This window comes from Stenotrophomonas hibiscicola ATCC 19867 (assembly GCF_000382065.1).
Lineage (GTDB): Bacteria > Pseudomonadota > Gammaproteobacteria > Xanthomonadales > Xanthomonadaceae > Stenotrophomonas > Stenotrophomonas hibiscicola.
Genome location: NZ_KB907504.1, coordinates 77564 through 97648 on the forward strand (window position 1 = coordinate 77564; position 20085 = coordinate 97648).

Sequence of the window (20085 nt, forward strand, 5' to 3'; positions counted from 1 at the left end):
TCCGGGAGCTTGGGGTTTGCGTTCTCCATGGATACGACCAGCTGGTCCAATGGTGGGTTGGAACCCTTCCTCAACTTAGCCATCGCCTGTCACCTGGAGAATCTCGACCCATTGCACATCCACCGCATGGATCAGTATGCCATCGAGCTGCGGAAGCTCGACCACGGCGGGGTTTGCCACCGGATCCGCTGCTGGATCGGCACCTTCATCGGGTGGAACGGCTTCCACGAGCGAGGCCGGCATCTGCATATAGAACTGTCCCGCAGCGGGGCTGATTGCCACTCCTTGGGATATCCGGTCAAACGACGGCCATCCTTCAACTGCAGTACCACGAAGGCAGGACGGGCACCCAGCACGCAGCACCACTCGCTCGGGTGGGACTTACGCGTGGTGAAGCCTGCGCGACGGAGAACGCCGTGGAAGTAGTCCTTGTTTGCAGCGAGGGCCATCCTGCCCCCAACAGCCCGGCGAGGGCAAAACCCCAGAGCAGGCTACTGGACTCGGTCCAGGTCCCCAGCACAAAGCAGCGGCCCGCCAGCAGGAGCATAAGTTCGGTGAACTTGACCAGCGCCTGGACTGCGAAGGTGAACACCAGCGCTTCCACGGTCCTTTCGAACTGCGGTGGCTTGGGGCGTGAAGTCAGCCCGTAGAACACCCAGGCTGCCAGGAAGCCCGGCAGCGTGCGTGGTCTGTCATGTAGGGGACAGTCCGCAACGGCAGCGGAGCGTGGCTCCGCTCTACAATCCAGGCATGGCCAACGACCGCGCGCAGTTCTTCGACCCCACCACCGAACAGGGCGTGCTGCGCCTGTCGATCGCCGCCTCGCTGCTACTGGCCGCCGCCGCAGTGGTGTTCGGCCTGCTGGCCAATTCCTCGCTGATCATCTTCGACGGCATCTACGGCCTGATCGACGTGGTGATGACCTGGCTGTCACTGCTGGTGGCGCGGCTGATTGCGCTGTCCACGCAGACCGATGCGCTGCAATCGCGGCTCAACCAGCGCTTCACCATGGGCTTCTGGCACCTGGAGCCGATCGTGCTGGGGGTGAGCGGCACGCTGATGATCGGCGCGGCGCTGTATGCGCTGGTCAATGCGGTGGATGCGCTGATGTCCGGTGGCCGCCACATTGCGCTGGGCCCGGCCATCGCCTTCGCCGGGCTGTCCATCGTCGGCGAAGGCGCACTGGCCTGGTTCATCCTGCGCGCCAACCGCCGCATCGGCTCGGCGTTCATCGCACTGGATGCGAAAAACTGGGTGATCGCGGCCAGCATGTCGGCCTGCTACCTGCTGGCCTTCCTCGGCGGCGTGCTGGTGCAGGGCACGTCCTGGGCCTGGGTCGGGCCGTACATCGACCCGGCCATCCTTGCCTTCGTCTGCGTGCTGGTGATGATCGCCCCGCTCGGCACCGTGCGCCGGGCGCTGGCCGGCATCCTGCTGGTCACCCCGCCGGAGCTACAGGCGCACGTGGATGCCGTGGCACGCGCGATCGTGGCCAAGCATGGTTTCGTCGAGCACCGCAGCTACGTGGCCCAGGTGGGGCGAGGCGAGCAGATCGAGCTGTTCTTCGTGGTGCCGGAAAACGACCCACCGCGGCCGCTGGTGGAATGGGACCAGCTGCGTGATGAGATCGGCGATGCGCTGGGCGAGGCTTCGCCGGACCGCTGGTTGACGATCATGTTCACCACTGACCGTGAGTGGACGATCTAGGCCGACAGGACGATCGATCAAGTTTTTCGTACGTCCTGCAACCCAACGTACGCGGAAAGCGGGCAAAGTAGTCTCCATCGCACCACCCACCCACCGACCAGGAGCATCCCGATGTCCATCGAAAAGGTTCTGTACACCGCCCAGGCCACCTCCACCGGCGGCCGTGAAGGCCGTTCCGTCTCCTCCGACAACGTGCTGGACATCCAGCTGTCGACCCCGCGCGAGCTGGGCGGCGCCGGTGGCCCGGGTACCAACCCGGAGCAGCTGTTCGCGGCCGGTTACTCTGCCTGCTTCCTGGGTGCGCTGAAGTTCGTGGCCGGCCAGGCCAAGGTCGCGCTGCCGGCCGACACCACCGTCACCGGCAAGGTCGGCATCGGCCAGATCCCGACCGGTTTCGGCATCGAAGCCGAGCTGACCATCAACGTGCCGGGCGTGCCGCGCGAGCAGGTCGAAGAGCTGGTGCAGAAGGCGCACATCGTGTGCCCGTACTCGAATGCCACCCGCGGCAACATCGACGTGACGCTGGTCGTGGCCTGATGCGGTGATGCCGGCCAGCGGCCGGCACTACCCGAGCGAGGGAAAAAAATGGGCGGACGCCGGTCGAAACCGAACATCCGCCCATCCCACCTCGGGTGGGCCCCGGCGCGCAGCCGGGGACGCATTCGCTTCTGTAGAGCCGAGCCCCTGCTCGGCTGATCCGTCCGGCGCGGGAACATCCGGCGGAAAAGCAGCCGAGCACGGGCTCGGCTCTACATATCCAAGCCTTACTTCTCGCTCGTGATGAGCTGCACCACACTGGAGAAATCCAGCTTGCCGCGGCCAGCCTGGTGGTTCATCGAGTACAGGTTGCGGGCCACTTCGCCCAGCGGGATCGAGGCGCCGACACTCATCGCTGCTTCCACTGCCAGGCCCATGTCCTTCAGCATCAGATCGCTGCCGAAGCCACCGCTGTAACCGCGCGACGCAGGCGCGTTTTCCAGCACGCCCGGCCACGGGTTGCACACTTCGGTGGCCCAGCTGCGGCCGGTGCTGACCGCCATCATCTGCGACAGCACCTTCGGGTCCAGCCCGTGTGCCACGCCCAGCGCAATGGCTTCACCGGTCACCGCCATGATCACGCCCAGCGCCATGTTGTTGCACAGCTTGGCGACCTGGCCGGCGCCGCTGGCGCCCACGTGGAAGATGTTTTTGCCCATCGCCTGCAGCACCGGACGGGCACGCTCAAGCGCGTCCTCTTCGCCACCGACGATGAAGGTCAGCGTGCCGGCCTGGGCGCCTGCGGTACCACCGGAGACCGGTGCATCGATCATCTGCAGGCCACGTGCGGCGGCGGCCTCTGACACCTTGCGCGCGCTGGCCGGCGCGATCGTGCTGCAGTCGATGACCAGTGCGCCCTCCGGGATCGCGGCCAGGATGCCGTCGTCGCCCAGGTACACGCCTTCGACGTGACGGCTGGCTGGCAGCATGGAGATCACCACTTCGGCGTCGGCCAGGGTGTCGCGTGCCGACGACGCAGCACTGGCACCGGCGTCAACGGCGGCCTGGACCGCGGCCGGAACCAGATCGAACACGCGCACGCTGTGGCCGTTCTTGACCAGATTGGCGGCCATCGGGCCACCCATGTTGCCCAACCCGATGAATGCAATGCGGCTCATGCAAGGCTCCTTTCAACAAGGGGAGTGCCCAGGTCGGCCAGCGGATGCGCGGCATCGGCCCAGGGGGAAGCAAAGAAGGTGTCGGCCCACGCGCCGGTGGCCCCGGCCAGGGTGGCCGGGTTCCACTGCGGATTGCGATCCTTGTCGATCAGCAGCGCGCGGATGCCTTCGGCGAAATCGCCGTGGGCGGCGCAATGCAGGGCGACGATGTACTCCAGGCGGTAGATCGCGGCCAGATCCTGGCCGGCGCTGCGACGCTGAAGCTCGAAGGCCAGCCGCGCCGAACCCGGCGCACCGGCAGCAAGGGTCTTCTGAGCCGCCTGCAACCAGGCGTCGTCGGTCTGCAGGCCGGTAATGCGCGCCACGATGGCCTGCAGGTCATCGCCTTCGCACAGCGCCTCGACCTGTGCCGCATTGGCCAGCAGCGGACCGGTCGCAGCATCACTGGCATGCGACTGCAGCAGGTGGGTCAGGCGTTCGTGGTTGTGTGCGGGGTCGCTGGACCAGGCCACCTGCAGCAGCGCATCGAACACTGCACTGCGGCGCTCTTCGGCCACGTGCACATCGGCCAGGCCGGCATAGATGGCATCGCCCGGGTTGAGCAGTGCACCGGTCAGGGCTAGGAACAGGCCGCCCTTGGCCGGCACCCGCGGCAGCAGCCAGCTGCCACCGACATCGGGGAACAGGCCGACGGTGATTTCCGGGAAGGCCAGCTTGGAACGTTCGCTGACCACGCGGTGGCTGGCACCGGACATCAGGCCGATGCCGCCGCCCATCACAATGCCATGGCCCCAGCACAGGATCGGCTTGGCGTAGGTGTGGATGAGGTAATCGACGCGGTATTCGACGTCGAAGAACTCGGCGGCATAGGCGTTCTGGCGGATGTCGCTGTGGCCGGCCTCGCGGAAGGCGACCATGCTCTTGTACAGGCTGTGCAGGTCGCCGCCGGCGCAGAACGCCTTTTCACCGGCGCCCTGCAGCACCACCATGGCGATGCCGTCGTCGTCGGCCCAGGCATTCAACTGCTTCAGCAGCAGGTGCGCCATCGGCAGCGAGAATCCGTTGAGCGTGCGCGGCGCGTTGAGCGTGGCGATGCCGATGCGCGTGCCATTGCCGGCCACGCGCTCTTCGAACAGCACCGGTGCGTCGTCGGCAGCGGTGTCGATGCTCATGCGTTCTTCCACTGCGCGGTGCGCTTTTCCAGGAAGGCGGTTACGCCCTCGACCTGGTCGGCGGTGTCGAACAGGTCGACGAAGGCTTCGCGCTCGGCCACCAGCGCCGAGGCGTGGGTGCCGGCGCGGGTGGCCTGTACCAGCGTCTTGCAGGCGGCGATGCTGGTCGGGCTCTGCTTGCCGGCCTTCTTCGCCCATTCCAGTGCCAGTGCCTTGGCTTCGCCCTTGCCGACCTTTTCTTCGGCCAGGCCAATGCGCAGTGCGGTCTCGGCATTGATGCGCTCGCCCAGCAGGATCATGCGCTTGGCCCAGCCCTCGCCCACCAGGCGCGGCAGGTTCTGGGTGCCACCGGCACACGGCAACAGGCCGACGGTGGCCTCCGGCAGCGCCACCTGGGCGTGGTCTTCGATGATGCGCAGGTCGCAGGCCAGTGCGCATTCCAGGCCACCGCCCATGGCGTAGCCGTTGATGGCGGCGATCGACACGCCTCGGAACCCGGACAGCGCTTCGAAGGCTTCACCGAAGCGACGCGCGGCCTCGCGCGCAGCGGCCTTGTCGCCGGAGGCGAACTGGTTGAGGTCGGCACCGGCGGAGAAGAACTTCTCGCCGTCACCGGTAATCACCAACGCGTAGATGTCGCGGTCTGCGTTGAGCGCGCCCACCAGGTCGCGCAGCGCCGACAGGCTGTGCACGGTCCAGGTGTGCGCCGGCGGGTTGTTCAGGGTGACCACGGCGGTGTGGCCATCGACCTCCACCTTCAGGCCCACGTGCTCCTGGGTACGCCAATCCTTCATCGCAGTTCCTCTTCGGTGTTGAGCAGGTGACGGGCAACGATCACCCGCATGATCTCGTTGGTGCCTTCCAGGATCTGGTGCACGCGGCAGTCACGCAGCAGGCGTTCGATCGGGTATTCACGGATGTAGCCGTAGCCACCGTGGATCTGCAGCGCTTCGTTGCAGACGTTGAAACCGGCATCGGTAGCGAAACGCTTGGCCATCGCGCACCACACGTTGGCGTCGCTGGCACCGGCATCGAGCTTGCGTGCGGCGGTGTGCACCATCTGCCGCGCGGCCACCAGCTGGGTGACCATGTCGGCCAGCTTGAACTGCAGCGCCTGGAATTCGGCCAGCGCCTTGCCGAACTGGCGGCGCTCGCCCATGTAGCGGCGTGCGGCATCCAGCGCACCCTGCGCGGCACCCAGCGAACAGGCGGCGATGTTGATGCGGCCGCCGTCGAGCCCCTTCATCGCCAGTTTGAAGCCGCCGCCTTCCTCTCCGAGAAGGTGGCTGACCGGCACGCGGACGTTCTCGAAGGTGATGCCGCGGGTGGGCTGGCTGTTCCAGCCCATCTTCTCTTCCTTGCGGCCGAAGCTGATGCCCTGCAGGTCCGAGGGCACGGCAATGGCGCTGACACCACCGGCACCGGCACCGCCGGTGCGCGCCATCACCACCAGCAGCTCGGTGGCCCCGGCGCCGGAGATGAAGGCCTTCGAGCCGTTCAGCACATAGAAGTCGCCATCGCGCACGGCGGTGGTCTTCAGCGAGGCCGCATCGGAACCGGCGCCCGGCTCGGTCAGGCAGTACGAGGCCAGCTTGCTGCCTGAGGACAGGTCGCTGCCCCAGGCATCGCGCAGTGCCGGCTGACCCCACGTGGACACCATCCACGAGGCCATGTTGTGGATGCTGATGTACGCCGCCGTCGACGGATCGACGTTGGCGAGCTCCTCGATGACGACGGCGGCGTCCAGTCGGCTCAGGCCGCTGCCGCCCACTTCCGGGTCCATGTACAGACCGCAGAAGCCCAGTTCACCGGCCTTGGCGATCGCCTCGCGCGGAAAGATGCCCTCCGCATCCCATCGCGCGGCGTGTGGCGCCAGTTCGGCCTGTGCGAAGTCGCGCGCTGCCTCGCGGTACGCCTGCTGCGCTTCTTCCAGTTCCGTCGTCATCGAGTGGCTCATGGCTGCTCCTGCCGTTACTTCAGGCTGATCGTGGTGTTGACGCCGTGGCTCAGCGTCTCGTCATCGAACCAGCGCGCGGTGACCGTCTTGGTCTGGGTGTAGAACAGCACCACCTGCTTGCCGTACGGGCCCAGGTCGCCCAGCTTGGAGGCGCGCGAACCGGTGAACGAGAACAGCGGCACCGGCACCGGGATCGGCACGTTGATGCCGACCTGGCCGACGTCGATGTCTTCCTGGAACTTGCGCGCGGCAGCGCCGGACTGGGTGAACAGTGCGGTGCCGTTGCCGTTCGGGTTGCTGTTGACCATCGCGATGGCGTCTTCCAGCGTCTCTGCTTCGAGGATGACCAGCACCGGCCCGAAGATTTCTTCCTGGTAGATGCGCATGTCGGTGGTGACACCGGCAAAGATGGTCGGGCCGACGAAGTTGCCCTTCTCGAAGCCATCGACCTGCGGCTTGCGGCCATCCAGCACCAGCTTGGCACCCTGCTCCACGCCCGAGGCGATCAGGCCTTCCACGCGCTCGCGGGCGCTGCAGGAAATGACCGGGCCGACGTCGGTGCCGGCCACGGTGCCGGCACTGACCTTCAGGGTCTTGGCCTTTTCAACCAGATCCTGCACCCAGTTGCGCGCTTCACCGACCAGCACCAGGGTGGAGGCGGCCATGCAGCGCTGGCCGGCCGCACCGAAGGCGGCGCCGACCATCGCGTTGAGGGTCTGTTCCTTGTTGGCGTCCGGCAGCACCACGGCGTGGTTCTTGGCGCCCATCATGCACTGCACGCGCTTGCCGGCCAGCGAGGCACGGTTGTACACGTGGGTGCCGACGCGGGTGGAACCGACGAACGACACGGCCTTGATGTCCGGGTGGTCGCAGATCGCGTTGACCACTTCCTCGCCGCCGTGGACGACGTTCAGCACGCCCTTCGGAATGCCGGCTTCCAGCGCCAGTTCGACCAGGCGCATGGTGACCATCGGGTCCTGCTCGGATGGCTTGAGGATGAAGGTGTTGCCGGTGGCGATCGCCATCGGGAACATCCACAGCGGAATCATCGCCGGGAAGTTGAACGGGGTGATGCCGGCGCACACGCCCAGCGGCTGCATGATCGTGTAGGTATCCACGCCATTGGCCACGTTGTTGGCCAACTCACCCAGCTGCAGGTTGCCGATGGCGGCCGCATGCTCGACCACTTCCAGGCCGCGGAACACATCGCCTTCGGCGTCGGGCAGGGTCTTGCCCTGTTCGGCGGTGAGGATGTGGGCCAGCTCGCTCATGTTCTCGCGGATCAGCTGCTGGTACTTCAGGAAGATGCGCGCGCGGGTGCCGATCGGGGTCTTGCGCCAGGTCTTGAAGGCTTCCTTGGCGGCGGCGACGGCGGCGTCCACTTCTGCGGTGGTGGCGAACGGCACCTTGGCCAGCACGTCCTGGGTGGCCGGATTGATCACGTCCTGCCAGTGGGAGGTGGCCGATTCGATGAACTGGCCATCGATCAGCATGCGGATACGGGGCGCTTCAACAGTCATGACGACAATCCCACGGGCTCGAAAGATGCTTGGCATTATTCACAGCAGCCACCTCGATTTCCGGCCTGAATCCGCTTAATCTGGCCAACACGCCAGACGATTAATGTTAATTCTGTGAATTATTCATCCAGCCAGCGGCAGCTTGGCCTTCGCTTGCTGCGGCTGCGCGAGCAGCGCGGCTACAGTCAGGTGGATCTGGCCCGCGCCTTGGGCCTGTCGGCCAGTTACCTGAACCAGATCGAGCGCAACAAGCGCCCACTCACCCCGGCCGTTCAGAAGAAGCTGGGCGAAGTATTGGGCGACGTTTCCTCACTATTCGACGAAGATGAGCCTGCCGCGCTGCAGGAAGCGCTGGGCGAAACCCTGCGCGACCTGGGCCTGGCGGAGGTCAGCGCGACCGAGCTGCGCGCCTTGGCCGGCAACCTGCCGCAGGTCAGCCGCGCCCTGCTGGATCTGCACCGCCGCCACCTGGCGCTGCGTGAGCATGCCGCCGCCCTGGAGTTCCAGCTGGGCGAGCCCGGCGCCGGCAGCATCCTGCCCGCAGGCGACCAGGTGCGTGAGTTCTTCAACCGCATGCACAACCACATTCCCGAACTGGACGAGCTGGCCGAGCGTCTGTTCGCCGAGTGGGGGCTGTCGCCCGGGCACGTGGCACCACGCCTGCGCCAGCTGCTGGCCGACCGCCACGGCGTGCTGGTGGAAGTGGCCGCGCTGCAGGCCGGGCGCGAGAAGCGCCAGTACGATGCCGAAGCACGGCGGCTGTGGTTGCCGGACTACCTGGAGCCAGGCCAGCAGGCATTCCAGATGGCCGCCGAGCTGGCCCTGCACGGCTACCTGCCGCAGATCGATGCGGTGGTGGCACGTGCCGGCTTCACCGATGAGGCACGCATCGCTCAGGCCCGCATCGGTCTGTCGAACTATTTCGCTGGCGCCTTGGTGATGCCGTACATGCGCTTCCTGCGTGCGGCCGAGGCCAGCAGCTACGACATTGAACTGCTGGCACACCAGTTCGGCGTCGGCTTCGAAGCGGTCTGCCATCGGCTGAGCACGCTGGCACGGCGCAGCGCGCCCGGGCTGCCGTTCTTCTTCATCCGCGTGGACCGCGCGGGCAATGTGTCCAAGCGCCATTCGGCCACCGACTTCCACTTCTCGCAGGTGGGTGGTTCGTGCCCGCTGTGGATCGTCTACGAGGCGTTCAACCAGCCCGGGCGCATCCTTACGCAGACCGCGCGCATGCCCGATGGGCGACGGCATTTCTGGCTGGCACGGCAAGTCAGCAGTGGTCCGGTCGGCCATGGCCAGCCGCGCAAGACCTTCGCGGTGGCGCTGGGCTGCGATCTGCAGCATGCCGAGCGGCTGGTGTATTCGCTGGGGCTGGATGTGCAGAGCCCGGGCAATTCGGTGTCGATCGGCCCGGGGTGCCGGGTGTGCCCGCGCGAGGACTGCATGCAGCGCGCGTTCGCGCAGTTGCCGGGGCGGTAGGGTTGGTTCGGCAGGGCTGCGCCCTGCACCTGCAGAGGCCGAAGCAACGGCAACGGCTACGGCAAAAGCCGGCATTCCGTGGGATGCGGGATGGGTCCGGTTGCGGGGGACGCCGTGAATACGTCCATGTAGGCTCGGTCGCGCCATCCATGGCGCTCACGCCCCCGCAACCGGACCCACCCCCGCCTTCGACAGTTTCCCGCTGCTGTTGGTGGGTGTCGACCTTGGTCGACACCGTAGATCCACGCCATGCGTGGATGGAATCCGATCGAGATCGAATATTTCGAGCCTTCATCGAAGCGCATCCACGCATGACGTGGATCTACTAAACCTTTCGTGCGTAGGCTGCATCCCAATGCAATGCCTGCCCATGGAGACACCCATGTCCCTGTTGCGCTCTTGCCTGGCCCTGCTGCTCGCTGCCGTCGCCGCGCCGGCGTGGGCGACCTTTTCCATCGCCGCCTGCAACGAGGCCGGCGACTGCGGGGTGGCGGTCGCCACGCACAACCTGGCGGTCGGGGGCGTGGGGGTGCCGTGGGCGCAGGCGAAGGTCGGCGCGGTCGCCAGCCAGTTCGAGACCAACCCGACCTATGGGTCCAAAGGCCTTGAACTACTGGCCAAAGGTCGTACACCTGCACAGGTGCTGAAGCAGCTGTTGGATGAAGACGGCAACTTCGATGGCACCACGCTCGCCGAGCGCCAGGTGGGGCTGATCAGTGCGCGCGGTGGCAATGCGCAATACACCGGCGCCACCGCGCAGCAGGCCAGCTGGGCCGGTGCGCACGGCGACGGCATGTTGAGCGTGCAGGGCAATGGCCTGGCCGGACCGGACGTGCTGACGGCAATGCAACGTACCTTTACGGCTTCGCACGGAGCGCTTGCCACACGCTTGCTGGCGGCGCTGGAAGCCGGCCAGGCCGCGGGCGGCCAGCGCAGTGGGCAGTGGTCGGCCGCGCTGCTGGTGCGCACGCCGGGGGGCGACTGGCAGGACACCGATCTGCGCGTGGACGCCGACCCGCGCGCGGTCGCGAGGCTGCGCGAGCTGTACGACATGCGCCTGTCCAACGAGGCGATCATCCGCGCGGAGGAGCGCTGGGAGAAGGGTGATGTGGCGGGTGCGCGCGCTGCGCTGGCGACCTCGTTGTCACTGGCCCACGGCTGGGACCGCACCTGGGCGCGGGCTGCGCGCCTGGCGATGCGGCAAGGGGATATCGCACTGGCCCGCGAATACCTGGCCGGCCTGCGTGCGCTCAATCCGGGCTGGGTGAAGCAGGAGCTGGCGCTGCCGTTGTATGCACCCTTGCAGGATGATGCGGTGGTTGCCCCCTGGCGATGAGCCACCGCAGGGGTCAGATCCAATTTCCATAGGAGAACGGATCTGACCCCGATTCGAGATGCATCCACGCACGGCGTGGATCTACCAAGAACCGGCTCAGTAGATCGGCGTCACCTTCATCTGCGGCAGCGGACGCGGTGCGCCGTCGGTCAGGTCAGGGCCCAGGTCCTCCCAGGTTCGGCCCTGCTCGACCATCTGCGCCCACAGCTGCTGCGAGCCGCGACGCTTGTCTTCCGAGCCCAGCTTGTACGACGGCGGTGTCGGTTCGCCGCGAGCGACCATCGAGTACGCCGCGCGATAGGCCAGTACCTGCTGCGCCGGGTCGTCGGTACGGGCCACTTCCAGCGTGTACCGTTGGTAGGCCGAGGCCAGGTTGCGCCAGCGGATCCAGTAGTGGTTCTCGAACGAGAACGAACAGAACCGCGAACCGGCCAGGCTGCCCTTGTCGGCGATGCGGGTCAGCACCTCCTGCGGCATGTCCAGGTTCATGCCACCTTCGTCGCCCTGCAGGCTCACATGCACGATGCGGTCGCGATAACCCGGCGCGCGCGCCTGCAGCAGGTCGCGCCAGTTCTGCATGGTCGCCACCACCGCGAACAGGAAACGCCCCAGCTCGGCTGCGGCCAGCGGCGTGGCAATGGACTGGTAATGCCGTTGCCAGCCGTGGCGGTTCTCGGTGGGCAGGAACACGGCATGCTCCAGTGCCTGCCGGCTACCGCTGCCCTGGCTCACGTCTTCGGCGTGCTGCGGGTAGACCAGGTTGATGGCGAAGGTCGGCCAGCGCGGCAACGCGGCGTCGAACAGATGGATCGGGAAGTTGCTGCTGATGCCACCATCGGAGAACCAGCAGATGCGGAAGGCGGTGATCACCGGACCGCAAGCCTGCCCGGCGCTGGTCAGCCCTTCCATGCTGTCGGCCACGTTGTGCTCGGGGTCGGCCGCCGGCGCGGTGGGTTCGCAGCGGCGCTCGCGGCGCGAGGGTTCGTGCAGTGGCACCGCGCTGATCAGCAACGGGAAGCTCAGGCTCATGCGTGTGGCCACCAGCACCGGCAGCTTCGGGCCCTGCGGCAGGTGGTAGTACTGCCGCCCCTCCACGTCCAGCGGCGGGCCAGCCTGATCCACCAGCCACTGCACCACGCTGGCCGGGAACAACTGCTCGAACTCTTCGCGCAGGAACCAGAACTGTGCGCCGCCCAGTGGCAGCGTACGCGGCTCGTTGTGCGAGACGCAGGTGGTGATCATCTGCAGGCTGATCGCGTGCGGGCTGTCCGGCTCGCCGGCATAGCGCGGTGCGTCGTGCAGGTCGGCGAAGGTCAGCGGTGCATCAAGTGGCTTGCCTGACAACTGCTGCAGGCACTCATGCAGCCACTCGGTCAACGCCGGTTTGCGTGCATCGCGGCCGAGGCCACTGCACAGGCCCAGCAGGTTGCGCCGTGCCACGCGGGCCACGCGCAGCGCGGCACCGGCCACACCGGCACCGTAGGCGCACAGCAGCGACGGCAGCAGCGTGGCGGCCACACCGCTCCAGCCGCCGCCCCACCCGCCCAGGCCCAGCAGCAGCGCCAGCGACACCAGCACTTCCAGCGGTGCGATCTCGAATACCGCCACCGCCAGGCACAGCAGCTTGTGTGGCAGGCCCGCATTGCCGGTCAGCACCACCAGCAGCCGATAGGCCGCACGCGCGCCCCGCGCCGGTTGGAACAGGCTGTAGATGAACCCGCGCCGCGACAGCTGCGCCGACACCGCCGACAGCCCCCCATAACCGGCATCACTGGGCAGGTGCTCGCCGGCCTGCTGGCGACGATCGCCGCATGCCGCCGCAGCCGCCACCGCCGCAGCAATGGCGCCGGCCGAGGTGCCGCCGATGCTCTTGAAGCGATACTCGCGCGCCAGCGCCAGTACCGCATTGGGGTACACGATGCCGCTGGTGATGCCGCCTTTCATGACCAGATCGCAGTACTTGTCCGCCACTGTCTTGCCCCCGAGCATGCCGTCCGCCGCGTGAGTACCAGTATGGCGCAGAGGCTTCTCAGGGCCTGAGACTCTCATCTACTGAAATACCGGTGATCAGTTCCAGGCCAGACGAGTCAGGAGCTGCGGAAGGGAACATCTCCAAGCGCCCACACGAGGGTGCCCACGATTGCAAATGCAACGGAAAAGAAGTCGCGCAAATCCGGCTCTGCAACGATCTGATGCAGCTCCGCGACCAATTTGCGGGTCCGATCAAGAGCCTCTGCCTCAGCCAGCATACTTATCCCAGATCCGTCTCCTATACGCTCTTCAGTAGTTTTCCCGAAGTAAGCCGGATCAAGCCGTTGCTTCCAGCTACTCGTCAACTTTGAGTATTGAAGTGACACCCCCGCCAGGACCAGCAACGCGCCACTGCGCTGAAACCAAAAGTACTCATTCGGCGAGTACCAGTCCACCACACACGCCGCAATGGCAATGACTACCATAAGAATGGCGTATTTCCTGGAGAATCCTGGCCTCTGTGGCACCAATGCCCAGTTCGACAGAGATTTTTTCAGTGCAGCAAAGCATCTATAAGTGAATTGCATCTTCAAAGCATCCCCCCTTGAACTCAGGCTGTTCGGACAATTTAACCGATGCCAACACTCTAGTTCGCCTCGCATAAGCCCCTTGCCGCAGACTTGAGGGAACCGGTGTGAACATCGATCAGGTGATTCGCATCTTTGAGCAAATGACCGATTGGCTCGATATCACTCCGGCATGTGCCCTTCCTACAACAGTTGCGGAGTGATCTACCGTGGGCCAGTCGTCAGATCCGCTTCGCCAGCAATTGATTTCGTCGACAATATTGAACGACTCCGTTGCAGCCTCCCACTTGACCCTGACCACCATCGGCGTAGCATCTGCAGCAAGCCAAGGGACAGACCCGCGGCTGCCACAACGACATGAGGGATTCTCATGGAATTCGACTATCTCGTCTTCATCGGGCGATTCGAGCCCTTCCACAACGGTCACGCCGCCGTTGCCCGCCTGGCCCTGAGCCGGGCCCGCAAGCTGATCTTCCTGATCGGTTCTGCCGATACTCCCCGCAGCCTCCGCAATCCCTGGACCGTGGCCGAACGCGCCGTGATGATCCAGGCTGCCCTCGATGGCCACACCGACCGCCTGCTGATCCGCCCGCTCCGCGACCACCTCTACAACGAAGCGCAGTGGATCGCCAACGTGCAGCGCCAGGTGGCCGAGGCCCTGCGCAACGACGGTGCCGCCGCTGATGCGAAGGTGGGCCTGATCGGCATGGACAAGGATGCCTCCAGCTATTACCTGCGCGAATTCCCGCAGTGGCCGCTGGTGGACGTGCAGCACACCGCCACCCTGTCGGCCACCGAGCTGCGGCGCTACCTGTTCGAAGCCGGCGACGTCGACTTCCACGGCGCGCTGCTGATGTTGCGTGGCAACGTGCCGGCGCCGGTGTACGACATGCTCGAAGCGTTCCGCAAAAGCGCGCCTGCCTATGGCCAGCTGGTGGCCGAGTACCGCTTCATCGAACAGTATAAGGCCGCCTGGAAGGATGCGCCCTACGCGCCCACATTCGTCACCACCGATGCGGTGGTGGTGCATTCGGGCCACGTGCTGCTGGTGCGTCGCCGTTCGGAACCCGGCAAGGGACTGTGGGCGCTGCCCGGCGGTTTCGTCGGCCAGGAACAGAGCCTGCTCGACAGCTGCCTGCGCGAACTGCGCGAAGAGACCCGGCTGAAGATTCCATTGCCGGTGCTGAAGGGCTCGCTGAAGGGCCAGCAGGTGTTCGATCACCCGGACCGCAGCCAGCGTGGCCGCACCATCACCCACGGTTTCCACTTCGAATTCCCGGCCGGTGACCTGCCGCCGGTGCGCGGTGGCGACGATGCCGACAAGTCCCGCTGGATACCGGTAAGCGAAGCCCTGGACATGGGCCCGCAGCTGTTCGAAGACCACCTGCACATCCTGGAGTATTTCCTCGGCCGCGGCTGACCGGCCCGGCCTCCCCACTGGCGGATAGACCGCTGGTGTCACTCGACGCGAAGGAGCTTCCGTCATGCACTACCTCGATAATCTTCTCCTCAACACCGACAGCTACAAGGCCAGCCACTGGCTGCAGTACCCGCCGGGTACCGATGCCACGTTCTTCTACGTCGAGTCACGTGGCGGCCTGCACGATCGCACGGTGTTCTTCGGCCTGCAGGCGATCCTCAAGGACGCTCTGGCACGGCCGGTCTCCCACGCCGATATCGACGACGCCGCTGCGGTGTTCGCCGCGCATGGCGAACCGTTCAACGAGGCTGGCTGGCGCGATATCGTCGACCGTCTCGGCGGCCATCTGCCGGTACGCATCCGCGCCGTGCCCGAAGGCAGCGTGGTGCCCACCCACCAGGCACTGATGACCATCGAATCGACCGATCCGGCCGCGTTCTGGGTGCCGTCGTACCTGGAAACGCTGCTGCTGCGCGTGTGGTACCCGGTCACCGTGGCCACCATCAGCTGGCACGCACGGCAGACCATTGCCGCGTTCCTGCAGCAGACCAGCGACGACCCGCAGGGGCAGCTGCCGTTCAAGCTGCATGACTTCGGCGCGCGCGGTGTATCGAGCCTGGAATCGGCCGCGCTGGGCGGTGCCGCGCACCTGGTCAACTTCCTCGGCACCGATACGGTCTCGGCGCTGTGCCTGGCGCGCGCGCACTATCACGCGCCGATGGCCGGCTATTCGATTCCCGCCGCCGAGCACAGCACCATCACCAGCTGGGGCCGCGAGCGCGAGGTGGACGCCTACCGCAACATGCTGCGCCAGTTCGGCAAGCCCGGTGCGATCGTAGCGGTGGTGTCGGACAGCTATGACATCTACCGCGCCATCAGCGAGCACTGGGGTACCACCCTGCGCGATGAAGTGATCGCCTCCGGTGCCACCCTGGTCATCCGCCCCGACTCGGGCGACCCGGTGGAGGTGGTTGCCGAAAGCCTGCGCCGGCTGGATGACTCCTTCGGCCACAACCTCAACAGCAAGGGCTACCGCGTGCTCAACCACGTGCGGGTGATCCAGGGCGATGGCATCAACCCGGATACCATCCGCACCATCCTGCAACGCATCACCGACGACGGCTACGCCGCCGACAACGTAGCCTTCGGCATGGGCGGTGCGCTGCTGCAGCGGCTGGACCGCGATACGCAGAAGTTCGCACTGAAGTGCTCGGCGGCGAGGGTCGAGGGTGAGTGGATCGACGTCTACAAGGATCCGGTCACCGATGCTGGCAAGACCAGCAAGCGCGGCCGCATGCGCCTGCTGCGCCGCCTGGACGATGGCAACCTGCATACGGTGCCACTGCCGGCCAGCGGCGACGACACCCTGCCGGACGGCTTCGAGGACGCAATGGTGACCGTGTGGGAGAACGGCCGCCTGCTGCACGACCAGCGGCTGGATGACATCCGCACGCGGGCTGCCGCAGGGCATTGAAGGCGTTTCCGGGGGCGGATCCCGTTGCAGCGCAGCGGGCTCTGCACCCTGCGCTCTTGACCCGCGCCACCAACAGGTCCACTTTGCACACGCCGAAGGTATCCCTCCCATCGCTCCGGCGCCGGGAGGGATTTAAACGGGAATCCGGTGAAGGCGCCTCGCGCGCCCATTCCGGAGCTGCCCCGCAGCGGTGAATGGAAACGAATCCTGCCAACAGCACTGGGCTCGCGCCTGGGAAGCGGCAGGTAGTAGGTGGGCTGCGGCCCGTGTCCATCAGCCCGAATACCGGCCCCGGCCGGGGGACACGACCGTCCCCTGACTCGACCTGGACTCTCCGCGGGGAGGGTGCCGGGGCCGTCGCTGACCTGCGCGTGCGGGCAGTGCGGCCGCGTGCGTCCTTTTCACGGTATCCGGCCAGCCCTGTCCACCCACGCACAGATGCATGGGCCACCGCCGTTGCCGGCGGTCCATGCGGTACCTGACGATGACCGAGTTCCAACGCCCCACCCTGACCCTGCCTGCCAACGGCAAGCGCCTGCTGCTGCATTCATGCTGCGCGCCCTGCTCCGGCGAGGTAATGGAGGCGATCACCGCCTCCGGGATCGACTACGCGATCTTCTTCTACAACCCCAACATCCATCCGGTGAAGGAATACGAACTGCGCAAGCAGGAAAACATCCGCTTCGCCGAGCAGCATGGCATTCCCTTCATCGACTGCGACTACGACACCGACAACTGGTTCAGCCGTGCGCGTGGCATGGAGAACGAGCCCGAACGCGGCATCCGCTGCACGATGTGCTTCGACATGCGTTTCGAACGCACTGCGCTGTACGCGCACGAGCACGGCTACGACACCATCAGTTCGTCGCTGGGCATCTCGCGCTGGAAGAACATGGCGCAGATCAACGATTGCGGCATCCGCGCCGCCTCGCGCTACGAAGGCCTGCAGTACTGGGACTACAACTGGCGCAAGGGCGGCGGTGCCAGCCGCATGATCGAGATCAGCAAGCGCGAGCAGTTCTACCAGCAGGAGTACTGCGGCTGCGTGTATTCGCTGCGCGATGCCAACCGCCACCGTCGCGAGAACGGCCGCGAGCGGATCAAAATCGGCCTGCTGTACTACGGGCAGGACGCTGGGACGCCGCAGGGCGATTGACGTGTGAGCGAGGGGCGGCCACGCTGGTCGCCCCTTCTCTTGTAGTGGATCTGCCATGACCGCCCTGCCCGCCGACGTCGCCCTGCTGGTGATCGACCTGCAGCCGGACTTCATGCCGGGCGGCGCGCTGGCCTGCGACCAGGGTGATGCGCTGGTGGCACCGATTGCCGAACTGCTGGCGCAGCGCCGCTACCGCACGGTGGTGGCCACCCAGGACTGGCACCCGGCCGATCACGCCTCGTTCGCCAGCCAGCACCCCGGCAAGCGTCCGTTCGAGACCATCCTGCTGCACGCGCAGCCACAGACCCTGTGGCCCGACCATTGCGTGCAGGGCAGCGATGGCGCCGCTCTGCACCCGGGCGTGGACTGGGCCATGGCCGACCTGATCCTGCGCAAGGGCACGCGCCAACAGGTGGATTCGTACAGCGCCTTCCGCGAGAACCACGGTCCCGATGGCGAGCGCCCGGCCACCGGCCTGGCCGGCTGGCTGCACGAGCGCCGCATCCGCGAAGTGCACGTGTGCGGCCTGGCCCGCGATTACTGCGTGCTGTGGAGCGCGCAGGACGCAGTGAAGTCCGGCTTCCGGGTGAAGTTCCTGTGGGAGCTGACCAAGCCGGTGACCGAAGCCAACGACGTGATGGTGCGCGAGGCGCTGGGCAAGGCGGGGATTGCGCTCGCCTGACGCGCGACCGCCGGGCATGGCCCGGCGCTACCGGATCGCGCCCATGGGTAGCGCCGGGCCATGCCCGGCGGACGCGGGATGGGCGATTACCGGAACACCACCGTGCGATGCCCGTTGAGCAGGATGCGGTGTTCCACATGGCGGCGCACCGCACGCGCCAGCACCAGCGATTCGGTATCACTGCCCAGCCGCACCAGTTCGCGCGGCGCCATCGCATGGTCAACGCGGGCCACGTCCTGTTCGATGATCGGGCCTTCGTCCAGGTCCTCGGTGACGTAGTGCGCGGTGGCACCGATGATCTTGACCCCGCGCGCGTGCGCCTGGTGGTACGGCTGCGCGCCCTTGAAGCTGGGCAGGAAGCTGTGGTGGATGTTGATCGCACGGCCGGCCAGCGCGCGGCACAGCGTGGGTGACAGGATCTGCATGTAGCGCGCCAGCACCACCAGGTCGATGCGCTCACGCTCGACCAGGTCGATGATCTGCTGCTCCTGCACCGCGCGCGTATCGGCGGTCACCGGCAGGTGGTGGAACGGCACCTGGTAGGAGGCGGCCAATGGCGCGAAGTCGGCGTGGTTGGACGCCACCGCCGCAATGTCGACCTTCAGCTGGCCGCTGTGGGCGCGGAACAGCAGGTCGTTGAGGCAATGCCCCTGTTTGCTGACCAGCACCAGCAGGCGTGCGCGGCGGCGGCCATCGTGCAGCTGCCAGTCCATGCCGAAGTCCTGGGCGAGCGTGGCCATCGCGGCGTGCACGGTCTCCAGCGGCAGGCCGGCATCGCGATCGAAATGCACGCGCAGGAAGAAGCGGCCGCTTTCCTCGTCGCCGAACTGCTGGGCGTCGAGGATGTTGCAGCCGTGGTCGAACAGCAGGCCGGACACGCGATAGACGATGCCGGTACGGTCGGGGCAGGACAGGGTGAGGATGGAATCGGGGCGCATCGCCACAGTGTAGGGCAGCGCCCTGCCCAGCGGCCGGATGATCACGGGTGCAACCGACCTGCTTGGTTCAGTACCAAGCGATACTTGGATCTTCCCGTGGCAAGCTGGTCGGTCATGAACCTGTTGCAACTGATCCGCAGCTTCACCCGCACCGCAGAGACCGGCAGCATTGCCGCCGCGGCCCGCATCCTTGGCATCAGCGCCACCGCGGTCGGCCAGAACATCAACCGGCTGGAGGCCCATCTGGGCGTACGGTTGCTGAACCGGAGTACGCGGCAGCTGGCCCTCAGCGAGGCCGGCGCGCTGTACCTGGCGCAGGTGCGTCACATCGAGGCCGACCTGGCGCGCGCGCAGGCGATGGTCACCTCCGGCGACATCGAACCGGCCGGGCCGCTGCGCATCGCCAGCAGCAGTGCGTTCGGCCGCCATGTGCTGGCGCCGTTGCTGCCTTCGCTGCAGCAGCGCTACCCGCAACTGCAGCTGGAGCTGCGCCTGACCGACCGCGCCGTGCAGCATGGCCCGGAAGCGGTGGATGCCAGCATCCGCATCGGGGCCCAGCTGGAGGACGGGGTGGTGGCGCGGCAGCTGGCGCGTGTTCCGTTCGTGTTCTGCGCCTCGCCGGCCTACCTGAAGGCACGCGGCACCCCGCAACAGCCATCCGAGCTGGGCGGTCATCGCGGGCTGCTGCACCGCTTCCCCACCGATGGCCGGCCATTGCGCTGGGGCCTGCTGAAGGACGGCCAGCGCGTGGACGCCGCGCTGCCACCGAGCATGGTCTGCGATGACATCGATGCGCTGGCGACGCTGGCGGCGGCCGGTGCCGGCATCACCCGGCTGGCCGCCTTCGTGGCCGAGCCGTACCTGCGCGATGGCCGCCTGCAGGCGGTGTTCGGCGCCGACACCGCGTGGCGCCCGGAACCGATGGAGGTCTACTTCTGCGTCAGCGACCGCCGCGATTTCACCGCCAAGATCCGCGCGCTGTTCGATCACCTTCAGGCCGGCATCGCGCCGGCTTGGCGGGTGTGAGC

The 20085-nt window shown here is 66.6% G+C and carries 18 protein-coding genes and 1 riboswitch; of the genes, 9 read left to right on the top strand and 9 right to left on the bottom strand.

Annotated elements, in window-relative coordinates:
• Window positions 1-75 precede the first annotated feature (75 nt).
• Window positions 76-282 (bottom strand): hypothetical protein, encoded by a 207-nt coding sequence (locus G370_RS1000000121695; RefSeq protein WP_154081363.1) that lies wholly within the window; start codon window positions 280-282, stop codon window positions 76-78.
• Window positions 283-750: 468 nt separating this feature from the next.
• On the opposite strand from G370_RS1000000121695, the gene G370_RS0118065 reads away from it, so the two are divergent.
• Both G370_RS0118065 and G370_RS0118070 read left to right on the top strand, forming a co-directional pair.
• Window positions 751-1707 carry a cation diffusion facilitator family transporter gene (locus G370_RS0118065; RefSeq protein ID WP_019661846.1) on the top strand — a complete coding sequence of 319 codons (957 nt, stop codon included), beginning with the start codon at window positions 751-753 and terminating at the stop codon, window positions 1705-1707.
• Window positions 1708-1818: 111 nt separating this feature from the next.
• Entirely contained in the window at window positions 1819-2244 is a 426-nt protein-coding gene (locus tag G370_RS0118070) for an organic hydroperoxide resistance protein (RefSeq protein ID WP_005411948.1), read from the top strand.
• Window positions 2245-2471: 227 nt separating this feature from the next.
• Here G370_RS0118070 and mmsB read toward each other — a convergent pair whose 3' ends face one another.
• Genes mmsB through G370_RS0118095 form a run of 5 tightly spaced genes read right to left on the bottom strand, consistent with a single transcriptional unit; the run spans window position 2472 to window position 8011 of the window.
• The gene (gene mmsB, locus G370_RS0118075; RefSeq protein WP_019661847.1) at window positions 2472-3362 is read right to left on the bottom strand and encodes a 3-hydroxyisobutyrate dehydrogenase; all 891 of its coding nucleotides are present in this window, start codon (window positions 3360-3362) and stop codon (window positions 2472-2474) included.
• A complete protein-coding gene (locus G370_RS0118080; protein ID WP_019661848.1) occupies window positions 3359-4534 on the bottom strand; it encodes an enoyl-CoA hydratase/isomerase family protein in 1176 nt (391 codons plus the stop codon). Before G370_RS0118080 ends, mmsB begins: the two co-directional genes overlap by 4 nt.
• Complete coding sequence (locus G370_RS0118085) at window positions 4531-5328, bottom strand: enoyl-CoA hydratase (protein ID WP_019661849.1); 798 nt, start codon at window positions 5326-5328, stop codon at window positions 4531-4533. The genes G370_RS0118080 and G370_RS0118085 overlap by 4 nt, the downstream gene beginning before the upstream one ends.
• Entirely contained in the window at window positions 5325-6491 is a 1167-nt protein-coding gene (locus G370_RS0118090) for an acyl-CoA dehydrogenase family protein (RefSeq protein ID WP_019661850.1), read from the bottom strand. The genes G370_RS0118085 and G370_RS0118090 overlap by 4 nt, the downstream gene beginning before the upstream one ends.
• Window positions 6492-6505: 14 nt before the next feature.
• The gene (locus G370_RS0118095) at window positions 6506-8011 is read right to left on the bottom strand and encodes a CoA-acylating methylmalonate-semialdehyde dehydrogenase (protein ID WP_019661851.1); all 1506 of its coding nucleotides are present in this window, start codon (window positions 8009-8011) and stop codon (window positions 6506-6508) included.
• A gap of 114 nt (window positions 8012-8125) precedes the next feature.
• On the opposite strand from G370_RS0118095, the gene G370_RS0118100 reads away from it, so the two are divergent.
• Together G370_RS0118100 and G370_RS0118105 are read left to right on the top strand one after the other, a co-directional pair.
• Complete coding sequence (locus tag G370_RS0118100) at window positions 8126-9493, top strand: helix-turn-helix domain-containing protein (protein ID WP_019661852.1); 1368 nt, start codon at window positions 8126-8128, stop codon at window positions 9491-9493.
• 382 nt (window positions 9494-9875) lie between these two features.
• Window positions 9876-10829 (top strand): DUF1028 domain-containing protein, encoded by a 954-nt coding sequence (locus G370_RS0118105; RefSeq protein WP_019661853.1) that lies wholly within the window; start codon window positions 9876-9878, stop codon window positions 10827-10829.
• Between the two features lie 96 nt (window positions 10830-10925).
• On the opposite strand, the gene G370_RS0118110 is transcribed toward G370_RS0118105, so the two are convergent.
• Window positions 10926-12818 carry a patatin-like phospholipase family protein gene (locus G370_RS0118110; RefSeq protein WP_019661854.1) on the bottom strand — a complete coding sequence of 631 codons (1893 nt, stop codon included), beginning with the start codon at window positions 12816-12818 and terminating at the stop codon, window positions 10926-10928.
• A gap of 98 nt (window positions 12819-12916) precedes the next feature.
• A complete protein-coding gene (locus G370_RS0118115; protein WP_154081364.1) occupies window positions 12917-13387 on the bottom strand; it encodes a hypothetical protein in 471 nt (156 codons plus the stop codon).
• Between the two features lie 370 nt (window positions 13388-13757).
• Between G370_RS0118115 and G370_RS0118120 the strand changes: the two genes are divergently transcribed.
• From G370_RS0118120 to pncA, 4 genes are all read left to right on the top strand, one after another.
• Entirely contained in the window at window positions 13758-14807 is a 1050-nt protein-coding gene (locus G370_RS0118120) for a bifunctional nicotinamide-nucleotide adenylyltransferase/Nudix hydroxylase (RefSeq protein ID WP_019661856.1), read from the top strand.
• 64 nt (window positions 14808-14871) lie between these two features.
• Window positions 14872-16281, top strand: coding sequence for a nicotinate phosphoribosyltransferase (locus G370_RS0118125; protein WP_019661857.1), 1410 nt, complete (start codon window positions 14872-14874; stop codon window positions 16279-16281).
• A gap of 79 nt (window positions 16282-16360) precedes the next feature.
• A riboswitch (cobalamin riboswitch) is annotated at window positions 16361-16589 on the top strand.
• A gap of 161 nt (window positions 16590-16750) precedes the next feature.
• Window positions 16751-17437, top strand: a complete 687-nt coding sequence (locus G370_RS0118130; protein WP_019661858.1) for an epoxyqueuosine reductase QueH — start codon at window positions 16751-16753, stop codon at window positions 17435-17437.
• 55 nt (window positions 17438-17492) lie between these two features.
• Window positions 17493-18119: a bifunctional nicotinamidase/pyrazinamidase gene (pncA, locus tag G370_RS0118135; protein WP_019661859.1), complete on the top strand. Its 627-nt coding sequence runs from the start codon at window positions 17493-17495 to the stop codon at window positions 18117-18119.
• Between the two features lie 86 nt (window positions 18120-18205).
• Here the strand turns inward: pncA and purU are convergent, their stop codons facing one another.
• A complete protein-coding gene (gene purU / locus G370_RS0118140) occupies window positions 18206-19057 on the bottom strand; it encodes a formyltetrahydrofolate deformylase (protein ID WP_026347242.1) in 852 nt (283 codons plus the stop codon).
• Between the two features lie 114 nt (window positions 19058-19171).
• Here purU and G370_RS0118145 point away from each other — a divergent pair, with 114 nt between their 5' ends.
• Window positions 19172-20083 (top strand): LysR family transcriptional regulator, encoded by a 912-nt coding sequence (locus tag G370_RS0118145; protein ID WP_019661861.1) that lies wholly within the window; start codon window positions 19172-19174, stop codon window positions 20081-20083.
• The last annotated feature ends 2 nt before the right edge of the window (window positions 20084-20085 follow it).

What these genes read in the sequence shown, in the direction of transcription:
- G370_RS0118065 (WP_019661846.1), top strand. Translation starts at nt 751, where the DNA reads ATGGCCAACGACCGCGCGCAGTTCTTCGACCCCACCACCGAACAGGGC.
- G370_RS0118070 (WP_005411948.1), top strand. Translation starts at nt 1,819, where the DNA reads ATGTCCATCGAAAAGGTTCTGTACACCGCCCAGGCCACCTCCACCGGC.
- mmsB (WP_019661847.1), bottom strand. Translation starts at nt 3,362, where the DNA reads ATGAGCCGCATTGCATTCATCGGGTTGGGCAACATGGGTGGCCCGATG.
- G370_RS0118080 (WP_019661848.1), bottom strand. Translation starts at nt 4,534, where the DNA reads ATGAGCATCGACACCGCTGCCGACGACGCACCGGTGCTGTTCGAAGAG.
- G370_RS0118085 (WP_019661849.1), bottom strand. Translation starts at nt 5,328, where the DNA reads ATGAAGGATTGGCGTACCCAGGAGCACGTGGGCCTGAAGGTGGAGGTC.
- G370_RS0118090 (WP_019661850.1), bottom strand. Translation starts at nt 6,491, where the DNA reads ATGAGCCACTCGATGACGACGGAACTGGAAGAAGCGCAGCAGGCGTAC.
- G370_RS0118095 (WP_019661851.1), bottom strand. Translation starts at nt 8,011, where the DNA reads ATGACTGTTGAAGCGCCCCGTATCCGCATGCTGATCGATGGCCAGTTC.
- G370_RS0118105 (WP_019661853.1), top strand. Translation starts at nt 9,876, where the DNA reads ATGTCCCTGTTGCGCTCTTGCCTGGCCCTGCTGCTCGCTGCCGTCGCC.
- G370_RS0118110 (WP_019661854.1), bottom strand. Translation starts at nt 12,818, where the DNA reads ATGCTCGGGGGCAAGACAGTGGCGGACAAGTACTGCGATCTGGTCATG.
- G370_RS0118115 (WP_154081364.1), bottom strand. Translation starts at nt 13,387, where the DNA reads ATGCAATTCACTTATAGATGCTTTGCTGCACTGAAAAAATCTCTGTCG.
- G370_RS0118120 (WP_019661856.1), top strand. Translation starts at nt 13,758, where the DNA reads ATGGAATTCGACTATCTCGTCTTCATCGGGCGATTCGAGCCCTTCCAC.
- G370_RS0118125 (WP_019661857.1), top strand. Translation starts at nt 14,872, where the DNA reads ATGCACTACCTCGATAATCTTCTCCTCAACACCGACAGCTACAAGGCC.
- G370_RS0118130 (WP_019661858.1), top strand. Translation starts at nt 16,751, where the DNA reads ATGCGGTACCTGACGATGACCGAGTTCCAACGCCCCACCCTGACCCTG.
- pncA (WP_019661859.1), top strand. Translation starts at nt 17,493, where the DNA reads ATGACCGCCCTGCCCGCCGACGTCGCCCTGCTGGTGATCGACCTGCAG.
- purU (WP_026347242.1), bottom strand. Translation starts at nt 19,057, where the DNA reads ATGCGCCCCGATTCCATCCTCACCCTGTCCTGCCCCGACCGTACCGGC.
- G370_RS0118145 (WP_019661861.1), top strand. Translation starts at nt 19,172, where the DNA reads ATGAACCTGTTGCAACTGATCCGCAGCTTCACCCGCACCGCAGAGACC.